A 12,911-nucleotide genomic window follows, 5' to 3' on the forward strand; every position below is an offset into this window, starting at 1 on the left:
AGGATCCATCCGTGAACCAGATCGCCAGGCCGGCATCGACGACCAGGGACCACGCCGCCGCTGCCCGGTTGCTGATCGACAACTGGAATGCCGGCACGCGGCTCGCCTGCCTGCCCGAGGCATTGCGACCGCGGAGCCGGGCCGAGGGCTATGCCATTCAGGCACAGCTCGTCGCCGACCCGGCTGCCCATATCGGCTGGAAGATCGCCGCGACCAGCCTGGCCGGTCAACGCCATATCGGCGTCGATGGTCCGCTGGCCGGCCGGTTGTTCGCAGAGCGCCTGCTGCCCGATGGGGCGGTGGTGCCGCTCGCCACCAGTCTGATGCGCGTGGCCGAGGTTGAATTCGCCTTCCGCTTCGGCCGCGAGCTGCTGCCGCGCACCACGGCCTTCACGGTCGACGAGGTGATGGCGGCGGTGGCGAGCCTGCATCCGGCGATCGAACTGCCGGATTCGCGCTACACCGATTTCTGTGCGGTGGGCGCCGCCCAGCTGATCGCCGACGACGCCTGCGCCAATCTGTTCATCCTGGGCCCGGCCACGACCGCCGCCTGGCGCGATGTCGACCTTGCGGCCCAGACCCCCATGGCCGTGGTCACCGGACCGGATGGCCGGATCCGCAGCCGTCATGACGGGCTGGGTGCCAATGTGCTGGGCGATCCGCGCCTGGCGCTTGCCTGGCTCGCCAACGAGGTCTCGGCCCTGGGCCTGCCGCTGCGGGCGGGGCAGGTGGTGATCACCGGCACCTGCGTGGTGCCGATCGCGGTCGAGCCGGGCGACCGTGTCGCGGCGGACTGGGGGGCCTTTGGCCAGCTGTCGGTGTCTTTTGTCTGAGAGCCGACCAGTCTGACGTCAGATCAGGCCGGCGTCAGATCAGGCTGGCCTGCGCATCCGTCTCGATCAGCCGGACATTGGCGTCGGCGCAGATGCGGCGGATCGGGGGCAGGTCGCAGCGGTTGGTGATGAAGGTGTTGACCTGAGAGAGGTGGCCGATGCGCACCGGGGCGGTGCGTTCGAATTTGGTCGAATCGGCGACCAGGATCACATGGCGGGCATTGGCGATGATCGCCTGGGCCACCTTCACCTCGCGGAAGTCGAAATCGAGCAGCGCGCCGTCATTGTCGATGGCCGACACGCCGATCACGGCGAAATCCACCCGGAACTGGCGGATGAAATCGACCGCCGCCTCGCCCACCACGCCGCCGTCGGAACCGCGGACCACGCCGCCGGCGATGATCACCTCGATCGAGGGATAGATCCGCATCCGGTTGGCGACATTGATGTTGTTGGTGATCACCATCAGCCCGGCATGATCGGTGAGCGCACGGCCGACCGCTTCGGTGGTGGTGCCGATATTGATGAACAGCGAGGTGTTGTCGCCGATCAGCTGGGCGGCGGCGCGGCCGATCGCGGTCTTTTCGTCCGAGGCGATCAGGCTGCGCGCCTCGTATTCCATGTTCTGCACGCCCGAGGGGAACAGCGCGCCGCCATGGATGCGGGTCAGCAGCCGGCGCTCGCACAGGTCGTTCAGATCCTTGCGGATGGTCTGCGGCGTCACCCCGAAATGTGTCGCCAGCTCGTCGACCAGGATCCGGCCCTTGTCCTTGGCAAGCTGGACGATTTCGGCATGGCGGGGAGACAGGTACATCGGCGGCGCGTCCTCGACTGCGGGTTTCCGGCGGTCCCTTGGGCCCCCGGCTTTCGTTTCAGTCATCATATAGTCAGGAACGAAAGTGCGAAAAGCCGAACTTGGCCGATCGCGCATCAGCGGTTCAGCCGCCGCCAGCGCGCCGGAGGCTGGCCGGTCCACTGGCGGAAGGCGCGCTGGAAGGCGCTGGGCTCCGAGAAGTCGAGCCGGTCGGCGATGTCCGCGAGCGAAAGTTCGGTGCGCCTCAACAGGCTGCAGGCCAGATCGCGGCGCAACTCGTCGCGGACCAGCCGGAACGACATGCCAGAAGATGCAAGCCGACGGGCGAGCGTCGCCCGTGACATGCCGAGCGCCCGCGCGGCCGCGGTTTCGCTGAGCCCGGCATAGGGGCGGGTGGCGGCCAGCAGGTGGCGAAGCGCCGCTTCGGCCCCCGCCGGCGCGGTGGGCGCGGTCATCAGCTCGACCAGACGGCGGGTGAAGGCGCCGGCACTGTCCGGCCGGGCCGTGACCGGCAGGGCCAGACTGCCCGGGGCGAAGTCCAGCCCGCCCGGCGTCGCGCCATGTTCCACCGCCCGGCCGAACAGGAAGGTCGATTCCGCGGCCAGCGCGCCAAAACGCTCGGGTAGCATCACCCGGCGCAGCGGCGGCGCCTCTCCCGCCAGCCAGCCGATGACATGGATCAGGCCGAGCAGGATCAGATGCGGCATCAGCAGGGCATCGGCCTGCACGGCCGTCCGCGGCGTAAGCTCAAGCCGGACCGGACCGGCCGGCCCCTCGGGCAGCGCAACCCGCCAGGGTGCGGCCCCGTCGAAGACCCGGATCATGCGCGCGGCGGCATCGATCGCGGGGCCGGTCGCGGGCATATGCGCCATCAGCCTCAGCAGTTCCGCCGTCGCCCCCGGCGGCACCGGCCGGGCCAGATGGCCCAGGAACTCGTCGCCGGCGGCGCCCACCGCCAGCCGCTGCAGGCGCCGATAGGCGATCGGTGCCACCCGCGGCCCGTCGGCTTCCAGCAGGCGCGGATCGATGCCGGCCCGCTGATGGATGCGCCGCAGGGTGTCGGCCGCCAGCGGCAGCCGGTCGGTCAGCTCACGCGCGAAGCGGGCCGGGATGGTGGGCGTGATCCAGCGGCGGAGGGGAGGCGGGCTTTCGGTCATGTCGTGTGAGACGCCCCGTCATTGTGCCAGGCGGCGGGCCGGATCATCCTGAAAGGCCAGAACGGCATGGATACCGCAACCGGAGGAGGAGACCGCGCCCATGGCCCCGCTGATGCTCGACGGCCTCGACGACTATGCCAGCACCGGTTCGCCGCGCAAATACCGCTCCACCGCCGGCAGCCAGGAGACGGCGCCGCCCGCGCGGGTGGAGGACGCCTGGACGGCGCTGGAGCGCGACGGCTATGTCATCCTGGAAAATCTGTTCGCACCCGACGAGGTGGCCCGGATGCGGGCGGCGGTGCTGCCGCATATGGCGCCGCGCGGCGGCCGCAACCCCTTCGAGGGGCTGAAGACCCGCCGGCTCTATGCCGTGATCGCCAAGACGCTGGCCTGCAACCCGCTGGTCGAACATCCCCTGGTGCTGGCCCTGCTCGACCGGGTGTTCGAGCCCAATTACCTGCTCTCGCAATTGCAGGTGATCGACATCCTGCCCGGAGAAGAGGCGCAGGCGCTGCATTTCGACGACAGTTTCTACAGCCTGCCGCGGCCGCGGCCGGTGCTGGGGGCGGCGACGATCATGGCGCTGGATGACTTCACGCCCCTGAACGGCGCCACCCGGGTGATCCCCGGCAGCCATCGCTGGGGCAACCGCCTGCCCACGCAGGAAGAGGCGGACGGGGCGATCCCGGTGGTGATGCCGGCGGGGTCGGTGGTGCTGTTCCTGGGCACGCTCTGGCACAGCGGCGGCGCCAACCGCAGCGACCGCCCGCGCCTGGCGCTCACCGCCCAGTACTGCGCGCCCTGGTGCCGCCAGCAGGAGAATTTCAGCCTGTCGGTACCGTTGCCGGTGGTGAAGCAGTGCAGCGAACATGTCCGGCGGATGCTGGGCTATTCGATCCACGCCCCTTTCATGGGCATGGTCGACGGCATGCATCCGAAGCGCCTGCTTGAAGATCTGCCGTCCGCGGGGCGCTGAGAAGGGGCGCCCCGGGCGGAACACTGCCATCTGCGCCGCGTTGCATCGGGACAGGCGCCGGGTCCTCCGGCCGCCCCCCGATGGAAGGCCGGTGTCATGGCCGGAACGGCGGAAGACCTGACTGCGGAAGGCGGCCGCCTGCCGCGCTTCCTGATCGCCCATGCCGCAGCGGGCTTCGCGCTGGCACTCGGCGTGGTGGCGGCGCTGTTGGCCGGGGATGTCTCGGGGCTGCGCGGGCTGGTGACCGAGGTGCGGGGCGGCGTGCTGGCGGGCGTCGTCTTCACCCTGCTGATGGGGCAGACGCTCGCCGTGGTGCAGATCGCCTTCGCGCTCTGGCTGATGGCCCGGGCGCCGGGGGATGGCGGCGGCGGCAGCCGTTCCCGTATCGGCGCCCCGCCGGGCCTGCGACCTTCCGGCATCTTGACCCCTGCGATGGCGGGGCCATAGTCATGGAAGATGCGTCACCGCACCGAAATCGCGCTGAAGGGGAGCGCCGCCCGATGCCCATGCTGGTCCGTTTCGTCGTCATGCATGCCCTGGTGGGCTTCGGGCTCGCCTTCGCCGTGGTCGGCGCCCTGCTCTGGTTCGACGTTTCGGGCCTGGGCACGCTGATGAGCACCAATGCCGACGGGCCGTTGGCCGCGGCGGTGCTGACCTTCTTCATGGGGCTGACGCTGGGCAGCGTTCAGGTCGCCTTCGCGGTCTGGTTCCAGGCCGGCGACGACCATGGCGGCTCGGGCGGCAGGCGCATCCGCATCCCGCAGATCTTCCTGCCGCCGCGGCGGGCGGTTGCCCATGCGCCCGTACCCGCGCGTACGACCGGCGGACGGGCCTGATCGTCAGGATACGAAGACGCCGCCGTCATCCGTGGAAGCCGGCGCAGCGAGCGTCGACGACGGCAGATCGTCGATCATCAGCTGCGGGCGCCGCCAGACGGCGCGCGGCATTGCGGTGGTGTCGGATGTCTCGGCGCCGGAGACCGGGTGACTCTGCTGCATGGCGCGTGGCCTGTCGTACTTTAAAGTTGAGGGCGAAAGTGCCCGACAGAAGTCTACAACAGGCACTGCATTTGGCGCCATATCTCAGTCTCGCGGATCAAGGTTATGCCGCACGATTATTGACGAGGGCCAGATACGCATCAGGCCGTCGGCCAATGCCGCGCCCGCCGCGGCCAGCGCGGTGTCGGGCATGCTGCCCAAAGCTTCGAGGATGAACCAGAGTCGGCGCGAGTCCGCGGTCAGGCGGGTGCGCAGCCCCTGGCGCCAGTTCCAGCGCCGGCAGGTGACGCCGGCCTCGTCGCACCAGACCACCTCGCCCGGGTCGGGTGTTTCGATCGCCGGAGCACCGTCGCGAATGACGCGGTTGCGCAGGGCTTCTGCCGATGATGGGGTAAGGGCCTGCACCTTCCAGGCCGTCGACGGCCACGCCCGCCCGCGCGGCGGGCGAATCTACTATCCCGCAGATCTTCCTGCCGCCACGCCGGGCGGTCGCGCCAGTGCCCGTCCGTGTGACGGGCGGACGGGTCTGACCGTCAGGACACCTCGATATCGCCATCTTGCGTGGCAGAAGGCGCGAGCTGCGTGAATGACGCGACATCGTCGATCACCAGCTGAGGGCGCGACCAGATGGCACGCTGTATCAGAATGGTGGCAGGGTTCTTGATACCAGAGACGATGTGATTCGTCTGCATGATGTCAGACCTCTCTTGTTTCAGGGGCGGTGAACGCTTTCCGAGGCATACCATATGCAGTGTGTCAGAGGCGAGGCTCAGGCGCGCTGATCAATGGTGTGTTGCACGAATATTGCTGATGGCCAGATACGCGTCACGCCGTCAGCCAACGCCGCGCCCGCCGCCGCCAGCGCGGTGTCGGGCATGCTGCCCAGGGCCTCCAGGATGAACCAGAGCCGGCGCGAGTCCGCGGTCAGGCGGGTGCGCAGCCCCTGGCGCCAGTTCCAGCGCCGGCAGGTGACGCCGGCCTCGTCGCACCAGACCACCTCGCCCGGATCAGGTGTTTCGATCGCCGGGGCACCGTCTTTCATCACGTCGAACGGCTCGGTGCCGCTGGCGCGGATCAGGCGGGGGGCGCCCCGATAGGCCTCCAGATCCTCGCCGCCCACGGGGATGGCGAAGGCCAGGCTGACGGCGTTATAGAGGTCGACCACCAGCCCGGCCGGGGGCAGGGCGCCGTCCCGGATGGCGCGCTTGCGCAGGGCTTCCGCCGATGACGGGGTGCGGGCGGGTTTGGCGCCGAAGGCCCGGAAGGCCGTCCGCCAGTCGTCGAGATGCGCCGCCGCCCAGTCCGGCCCGCCGGCCTGAACCTGGCCGATGGCCCGGGCCAGGGTCTCGGCCACGATCGCATCCGCATCGGCCACCGCCGGTCCTGCGAGGGTGACGGTCAGGCTGACGGCCCGGAAATCCGGACGCAGGGCGTGGATGGCGGGGTCGATCACGGGGGTGACGGGCTGGGCGGACATGCAGCAGATCCATGAACCTGGGGTTGGGTGTCTGAGGATATCATAACCGGGCAGCGCCCGGCCGTCGTTGGCCCTGCACGCAAGAGCTGTGGCATGCGGTGGCCGGTCGTGTCACGCTATGGCAGCGGAGACCCCTGACGGAGATCCCGACCCATGGTCGTGACGGCCGAGCCGCTGATCCGGCGTGACCCGGTCGCCGAAGCCGCAATTGCGGACGAGGCGATCACGGGGCGGCTTGCCTGCGACCCGGCGCGGCCCTGGCCGCTGCCGCCGGTCGGCATTGGCGCCTGGCAGGCACGGCTGCCGGCCTGCGCCGCCCGGCTGATGCGCACGGCGCTGGCCGCGGGGCTGGGGCCGCTTGTCCCCGACCTGCTGAACGTCCGGCTGTGCCGGCCGATCTTCCATGCCCGGCTGGAACTGGCGGAGCTGCTGGTCCGCCGCCCCGACGGCCGTTTCGCGACCCTGCTTCTGGGCATGCTGCCCGACCGGCTGGGCCATGTCGACGGCACCTCGCGCCTCGTTCATGCACTGAATGCCGCCGATCCGCCCCTGCTCGACGGGCCCGAACAGGCGATGGACTATCTGCGCTGGTTCTGCGCCGTGGTCTGCGGCGACCATGGCGGCTTTCTGGTGGTGGAGCGCCTGACCGATCTGCCCTTCACCGCTGTGACGCCCGCGCTGGGCGACCGCCTGGCGCAGGTGTTGAAGCCGCTGACGGTCCATGGCCGCACCGTCGGCGGCGACTGGATGATCGCCGGCTGCCTGCTGCATGCCGCCGCCCTCTATCAGGTCGAAATGCGGGTCGGCCCCGACGGGCTGGTCGAGATGCTGGACGATTGCATCGCCCTGGACAACCTGCCCTGCCGTCGGCCCGGAATCCGGCGGGGCTATCGGGTCGCGGATGTCGCCGACTGATCGGCCTGCATGCCATGGCATTGAAGCCGCCGCGGCGGTGATACAGATCGCGTTATTGACGCAGCCCTCCATCTCCTCAACAATCAGGCCTAGGTCGAACGTTTGTTCTAACTGACCGCCGGTCATCGCCGGGTAAACGGTCGTACCGGACGAACGGATCGATACAAGGCCGCGACAGACGGCCGCGACGGGAGGACTGCCACCGTGAACGCCCAGGCGCTGTTCGCGATGATGGTGCAGCAGGGGGATGTGGTCACCGACCGCTTCCGCGATGCCGTGCGCCATCATCCTGACCAAACCTTCATCCGCTATGGCGAGGAGGGCCGCGACCTCAGTTTCGCCGCCTTCGAGGCCGAGGTGGCGACCCTTGCCGCCGCCCTGCAGGAGATGGGGCTGGAGCCCGACGACCGCGTGTCGGTCTTCACCCGTAATTCCTGGATCGCCACGCTTGCCATGTTCGCGGTGTGGGAGGCGGGCGCCGTTTATGCGCCGGTCAATTTCAACTATGCCGGCCGGCTGCTGGCCTATCAGCTGAACGACACCGCACCGCGGGTGCTGATCACCGATGCCGATCTGGCCCCGGCGGTCGCGGCGGTGCTGGACGAGGTGCGCCTGACCAATATCGTGGTGCACCGGCCGCTGCCCTCGGATCACGACCATGATCCGGCGAAAGCCGCCCTGCCGCCGGCGCTTCTGGCCCGGCCCGGCCTGCATGATCTGGCAGAGCTGATGCGCACCCCGCGCCGCCACCGGCCGGTGACCCGCGGGGCCGCCGATATCGCCAACATCATCTACACCTCGGGCACCACCGGCCCGGCCAAGGGCGTGGTGCAGCCCTTCCGCTGGATCAACCAGTACACCTTCAACAGTCGCGCCTTTCTGACGCCCGAGGACACGATCTATTGCGACCTGCCGCTCTATCACGTCGGCGGCGCGATGTTTCTGGTCGCCAAGGCCTGCTGGACCGGCTGCGCCGTGTCGCTCTGGGACAAGTTCAGCCCGACCAGGTTCTGGGACCGGGTGCGCGCCCATCGGGCGAGCAATGCCGTGCTGCTGGATGTGATGGTGCCCTGGCTGATGAGCGCCGACCCCCGCGCGGACGACCGGGACAACACCATGATGCGGGTGCATATGCAGCCGCTGCCGGCGCGCCATCACGAGGTGGCGCAGCGTTTTGGCATCCCCTTCTCCACCGCCGGCTTCGGCCAGACCGAAAGCGGCAACGGCTTCGTCGCCCTGATCGACCAGTTCGGCGAGACCGAGGCCAAGCGCCCGGAGTTCCGGGTCGGGCATGACCGGGCGACGGTGCTGGAGATCGCCCGCCGCCGCGGCGTCATGGTGGTGGATGGCGCCGAACCGCTGGCCAAGGGCTTCATGGGCCGGCCTTCGCCGCTGCTGGAGGCCGCGGTGCTGGATGCGGACGACAATGTGCTGGGGCCCGACGAGGCCGGGCAGCTGGCCTTCCGGCCGCGCTTTCCGCATCTGCTGTTGAAGAGCTATTTCAACAAGCCGGATGCCACCATCAAGACCTTCTCGAACCTCTGGTTCCACACTGGCGATGCGGTGCGGCGGACCGAGGGCGACGTCTATTACTTCATCGACCGCATGGGCGGCTTCTTCCGGGTGCGCGGCGAGAACGTCTCGTCCTATCAGGTGGAGGATCTGCTGAACACCCATCCGGACATCCGCGCCACGGCGGCCCTGCCGGTCCCGGCGGAGGAAGGCGAGGAAGAGGACTGCGCCGTCTTCATCCAGCTGGTCGAGGGCTGCAGCATGACCGAGGCGGAGCTGCGCAGCTTCGCGGCCTCGGTGATGCCGCGCTACATGACGCCGCGCCATGTGCGCTTCGTCGAGGCGCTGCCGGTGACACCCACCAACAAGATCGAGAAGTACAAGCTGAAACAATCCCTTCTGGCCGAACTCGCCGCCGCGCGCGCGGCCGCGGAGACGGGCCGATGACGGCGGCGACGCCGCTGCTGGAGCTGGACCGTGTGGGGATCAACCTGCGCACCGGCGGCGGGATCGTCTCGGCCACCCGCGACGTCTCGTTCAAGGTGGGGGCCGCCGAGCGGATCGGCATCGTGGGCGAAAGCGGCTGCGGCAAGACGCTGACCGGGCTTGCGATCATGCAGCTGCTGCCGCGTGGCCTCGCCCGGATCGACGGCGCCATCCGCTTCGAGGGCCGCGACCTGCTGAAGCTCTCGGGGCGCGAGCTGCGCCGGGTGCGCGGGGCCGGCATCGCCATGATCTTCCAGGAACCGATGAGCGCGCTCGACCCGGTCTTCACCATCGGCGAGCAGATCGTCGAGACCATTCTGGCGCACGAGGCGGTGTCGCGGCGCGAGGCGAAGGAACGCGCGGTCGACCTGCTGGCGCGGGTCGGCATCCCGCTGCCGGCGCGGCGGGCGGGGGAATATCCTCACCAGCTGTCGGGCGGCATGCGCCAGCGGGCGATGATCGCCATCGCGCTGGCCTGCAACCCCAAATTGTTGATCGCCGACGAGCCGACCACGGCGCTGGATGTCACCATCCAGGCCCAGATCATCGATCTGCTGGTCGACCTCAGCGAAACCACCGGCACGGCGCTGTTGTTCATCACCCATGATCTGGGGGTGGTCGCCGAGACCTGCACCCGGATGGTGACGATGTATGCGGGCGAGGTGGTCGAGGATGCGACGGTCGACGACGCGCTGGTCCGGCCGCGCCACCCCTATACCGCCGGGCTGTTTTCCGCCTTGCCGCGGCTGGTGGAACGCGGCGCGCCGCTGCCCTCCATCCCCGGCCGGGTGCCGCCCCTGATGGCGATGCCCGAGGGCTGCCGTTTCCGCCCCCGCTGCCCCCATGCCGAGGAGGCCTGCACCACGGCACAGGCCATGCGTGAGCCCGAGCCCGGCCACCGCGCCCGCTGCCGGCGCACCGGGGAACTCCAGCTGGAGGGCACCGTCGGATGATCACCGTGAAGCCCGCCCATCGACAGGCAGCCGCCACGACCGCAGACCAGCCGATGCTGTCGGTCGAGGATCTGCGCGTCACCTTCACCACCGCCGACGGCGAAAGCCTGAAGGCGGTGGACGGGATCAGCTTCGAGGTCCGCCCGGGCGAGACCTTCGGCGTCATCGGCGAAAGCGGATCGGGCAAGTCGACGCTCGGCCGCGCCATCGTCCGCCTGCTCGACCCGACCGGCGGGCGGATCCTGTACGAGGGCGACGACCTCGCCCGGCTGAAGGGCCGCCGCCTGCGGCACAAGCGCCGCGAGCTGCAGATCATCTTCCAGGACCCCAACGCGGCCCTGAACCCGCGGATGAGCATTCTCGACAGCGTTCGTGAGCCGCTGGACGTGGTGGGGGAGGGGGATCGCGCCTCGCGGACCGGCCGCGCGCTCGACCTGCTCGACCGGGTGGGGATCAGCGCGGAACAGGCGCGGCGCTATCCGCACGAGCTGTCGGGCGGCCAGAAGCAGCGGGTCAACATTGCCCGCTCGCTGACGCTCAACCCGAAACTGGTGGTCTGCGACGAGGTGGTGGCGGCGCTGGATGTGTCGATCCGCGGCGACGTGCTCAACCTCTTTGCCGAAATCCAGCGCGAACGCGGCCTCGCCTATGTCTTCATCACCCATGATATCGGCGTGGTCTCGCATATCAGCGACCGGGTGGCGGTGATGTATCTGGGCCGGTTCATGGAGCTGGGGCCGGTGGCGGCCGTGGCCGAACGGCCGATGCACCCCTATACCCGCGCGCTGATGTCGGCCGAGCCGGTGCCGCTGCCGTCCCATCTGCGCCAGAAGCGCCGGATCCTGCTGGAGGGTGAGATCCCGTCGCCGCTGAACCCGCCTTCGGGCTGCCGCTTCCGCACCCGCTGCCCCCATGCGCAGGCAACTTGCGCCGAGCGGGTGCCCGACTGGCGCCCCGTCGCCCCCGACCATTTCGTCGCCTGCCACTTCGCCGAGGAGCTGGCGCCCGGCTGACGAAGACCGGACCCAACCAGAATGACCGCATCAGGCGGCACGGCCGACCGCGACAGAAGATCCGGCGGCGGCCACCAGGGAGGAAGACCAGAATGACCAAGGATCCGTTCAACATCTCTACGGGCGAGCCGGTCACCGTCGGGGGCCGCCCGGCCTTCGCGATGGACCGCCGCCGTTTCCTGTCGCTGCTGGGCGCCGGTGCCGCCGGTGCCGCGGCATCCGGCATGCTGCCCGGCCATGTCCGCCGGGCGCTGGCCGCGGGCGGCGTGCTGAAGGTGGCGGCCCCCGCCAACCCGTCGAGCCTGGACCCGATGACGGGTGGCTCGGGCCAGGACCATCCCTTCCTCTACACCGTCTTCGACACGCTGGTGGAATGGGAATATGAAAGCCTGGACCCCAGGCCCGGCCTGGCGCGCGCCTGGAGCTTCCCCGACCCGAAGACCCTGGTGATGGATCTGCAGGAGGGGGTGAAATTCCACGATGGCACCGATTTCAATGCCGAGGCGGTGAAGTTCAACCTGGACCGCAATCGCGGGGATCAGCGCTCCAACATCAAGGCCGACCTGATCAATGTCGAGGCGGTGGAGGTGAGCGGGCCGCATCAGGTCACCATCCGGCTGAAGAACCCCGATGCCGCTTTGCCGATGATCCTGTCGGATCGCGCCGGCATGATGTGCTCGCCCAAGGCGGTGACGGAGAAGGGCGACGCCCATGACCGCAACCCCGTCGGCACCGGCGCCTGGAGCTTCGTCACCTGGAACGACAACGAAAAAGTGGTCGTGAAGCGCAACGAGGGTTATTGGAAAAAGGGCACGCCCAAGGTCGACGGCATCGAATTCGCGATCATTCCGGAACTCTCCACCGGGCTGCGCTCGGTGATGGCCGGGCAGAACCATTTCGTCTATTTCCTGTCGCCCCAGCAGGGGCTGATCGCGAAGCGGGCGCCGAAGCTGACCACCTTTACCGGTCCGACGCTCTATTGCATCCAGATCTATTTCAACTGGGCGCGCAAGCCGCTGGATGATGTCCGGGTCCGCCAGGCGATCAACCATGCCATTGATCGCGACGCTTTCGTCAAAGTGACGATGAACGGCATCGGCGAGAAGGCGATCACCAACCTGCCCTCCGCCCATTGGGCCTTCGACAAAGAGCTGGCCGGCTACTACCCCTATGATCCCGAGAAGGCCAAGGCGCTGCTTGCCGAGGCGGGCTATGCCGACGGGCTGGATCTGCATCTGGGCGGCTATCCCGACCAGAGTTCGGTGCAGCGCCAGGAATTCATCATGGAGCAGCTGCGCCAGGTGGGCATCCGGGTGCGCTATTCGATCGGCACCATTCCCGAGGCCTCGGCCGCCTTCTTCGGCAACGAAAAGAAGACCGACGCCCTGGTCTCGGCCTGGACCGGCCGGCCCGATCCCAGCCTGACCTTCTCGCTGATGTACCTGCCCGACGCCTATTACAATGGCGGCCGCGGCCCGGTGCCCGACGAGCTGGTGCAGGCGATCGCCGCCAGCCGTGCCTCGCCCGACAAGGAGGCGCGCAAGCTGGCCTTCTCGAAGGTCCAGAAGCTGGTGCTCGACAATGCCCTGGTCTGCCCGCTGGCCTTCCTGTCGGCGCTGGACGTGGCGGGTGAGAAGGTGGAGGGCTACAAGCCCAACCTGCTGAACAAGCCCAAGCTCTACGACGTGTCGCTGGCCTGACCTCTGCGCCCCGCGGCCGGGTGGGGACGTCCTGCCCGGCCGCGCCTCGCGGCTCCCTCCCCCTTGTCGAGGACCTC

At 69.0% G+C, this 12,911-nt stretch carries 15 protein-coding genes; 9 read left to right on the forward strand and 6 right to left on the reverse strand.

All coding sequences use genetic code 11. From position 1 onward, the window contains the following. The first annotated feature begins 11 nt into the window (after positions 1-11). Positions 12-833 carry a 2-keto-4-pentenoate hydratase gene (locus WI697_RS23450; RefSeq protein WP_345960116.1) on the forward strand — a complete coding sequence of 274 codons (822 nt, stop codon included), beginning with the start codon at positions 12-14 and terminating at the stop codon, positions 831-833. Positions 834-867: 34 nt separating this feature from the next. Here the strand turns inward: WI697_RS23450 and WI697_RS23455 are convergent, their stop codons facing one another. Both WI697_RS23455 and WI697_RS23460 read right to left on the reverse strand, forming a co-directional pair. Next, positions 868-1,647 carry a DeoR/GlpR family DNA-binding transcription regulator gene (locus WI697_RS23455; protein ID WP_062761868.1) on the reverse strand — a complete coding sequence of 260 codons (780 nt, stop codon included), beginning with the start codon at positions 1,645-1,647 and terminating at the stop codon, positions 868-870. Positions 1,648-1,763: 116 nt separating this feature from the next. After that, entirely contained in the window at positions 1,764-2,804 is a 1,041-nt protein-coding gene (locus WI697_RS23460; RefSeq protein WP_345960117.1) for a helix-turn-helix domain-containing protein, read from the reverse strand. Positions 2,805-2,904: 100 nt separating this feature from the next. Here WI697_RS23460 and WI697_RS23465 point away from each other — a divergent pair, with 100 nt between their 5' ends. From WI697_RS23465 to WI697_RS23475, 3 genes are all read left to right on the forward strand, one after another. Then, positions 2,905-3,780 carry a phytanoyl-CoA dioxygenase family protein gene (locus WI697_RS23465; protein WP_345960118.1) on the forward strand — a complete coding sequence of 292 codons (876 nt, stop codon included), beginning with the start codon at positions 2,905-2,907 and terminating at the stop codon, positions 3,778-3,780. 96 nt (positions 3,781-3,876) lie between these two features. Next, on the forward strand, positions 3,877-4,227 hold the full coding sequence (locus WI697_RS23470; protein WP_345960119.1) for a hypothetical protein: 351 nt from the start codon (positions 3,877-3,879) through the stop codon (positions 4,225-4,227). Between the two features lie 53 nt (positions 4,228-4,280). Continuing rightward, entirely contained in the window at positions 4,281-4,616 is a 336-nt protein-coding gene (locus WI697_RS23475) for a hypothetical protein (RefSeq protein ID WP_296713602.1), read from the forward strand. 3 nt (positions 4,617-4,619) lie between these two features. On the opposite strand, the gene WI697_RS23480 is transcribed toward WI697_RS23475, so the two are convergent. The 4 genes from WI697_RS23480 to WI697_RS23495 form a co-directional block, all read right to left on the reverse strand. Then, positions 4,620-4,778, reverse strand: coding sequence for a hypothetical protein (locus WI697_RS23480; RefSeq protein WP_345960120.1), 159 nt, complete (start codon positions 4,776-4,778; stop codon positions 4,620-4,622). A gap of 84 nt (positions 4,779-4,862) precedes the next feature. Then, on the reverse strand, positions 4,863-5,183 hold the full coding sequence (locus tag WI697_RS23485; RefSeq protein ID WP_385998452.1) for a hypothetical protein: 321 nt from the start codon (positions 5,181-5,183) through the stop codon (positions 4,863-4,865). A 128-nt stretch (positions 5,184-5,311) separates the two neighbouring features. Next, on the reverse strand, positions 5,312-5,470 hold the full coding sequence (locus WI697_RS23490) for a hypothetical protein (protein ID WP_345960121.1): 159 nt from the start codon (positions 5,468-5,470) through the stop codon (positions 5,312-5,314). A gap of 77 nt (positions 5,471-5,547) precedes the next feature. Then, positions 5,548-6,255, reverse strand: coding sequence for a B3/B4 domain-containing protein (locus tag WI697_RS23495; RefSeq protein ID WP_345960122.1), 708 nt, complete (start codon positions 6,253-6,255; stop codon positions 5,548-5,550). 153 nt (positions 6,256-6,408) lie between these two features. Here WI697_RS23495 and WI697_RS23500 point away from each other — a divergent pair, with 153 nt between their 5' ends. From WI697_RS23500 to WI697_RS23520, 5 genes are all read left to right on the forward strand, one after another. Further along, positions 6,409-7,170, forward strand: a complete 762-nt coding sequence (locus WI697_RS23500; protein ID WP_345960123.1) for a hypothetical protein — start codon at positions 6,409-6,411, stop codon at positions 7,168-7,170. A gap of 204 nt (positions 7,171-7,374) precedes the next feature. Beyond that, the gene (locus tag WI697_RS23505) at positions 7,375-9,129 is read left to right on the forward strand and encodes a class I adenylate-forming enzyme family protein (RefSeq protein ID WP_345960124.1); all 1,755 of its coding nucleotides are present in this window, start codon (positions 7,375-7,377) and stop codon (positions 9,127-9,129) included. Then, entirely contained in the window at positions 9,126-10,121 is a 996-nt protein-coding gene (locus WI697_RS23510; protein WP_014753255.1) for an ABC transporter ATP-binding protein, read from the forward strand. Before WI697_RS23505 ends, WI697_RS23510 begins: the two co-directional genes overlap by 4 nt. After that, on the forward strand, positions 10,118-11,134 hold the full coding sequence (locus WI697_RS23515; protein WP_345960125.1) for an ABC transporter ATP-binding protein: 1,017 nt from the start codon (positions 10,118-10,120) through the stop codon (positions 11,132-11,134). The genes WI697_RS23510 and WI697_RS23515 overlap by 4 nt, the downstream gene beginning before the upstream one ends. 92 nt (positions 11,135-11,226) lie before the next feature. Further along, entirely contained in the window at positions 11,227-12,834 is a 1,608-nt protein-coding gene (locus tag WI697_RS23520) for an ABC transporter substrate-binding protein (protein WP_345960126.1), read from the forward strand. Positions 12,835-12,911: the final 77 nt, after the last annotated feature.

It is taken from the genome of Tistrella mobilis (assembly GCF_039634785.1).
Taxonomy (GTDB): Bacteria; Pseudomonadota; Alphaproteobacteria; order Tistrellales; family Tistrellaceae; genus Tistrella; species Tistrella mobilis.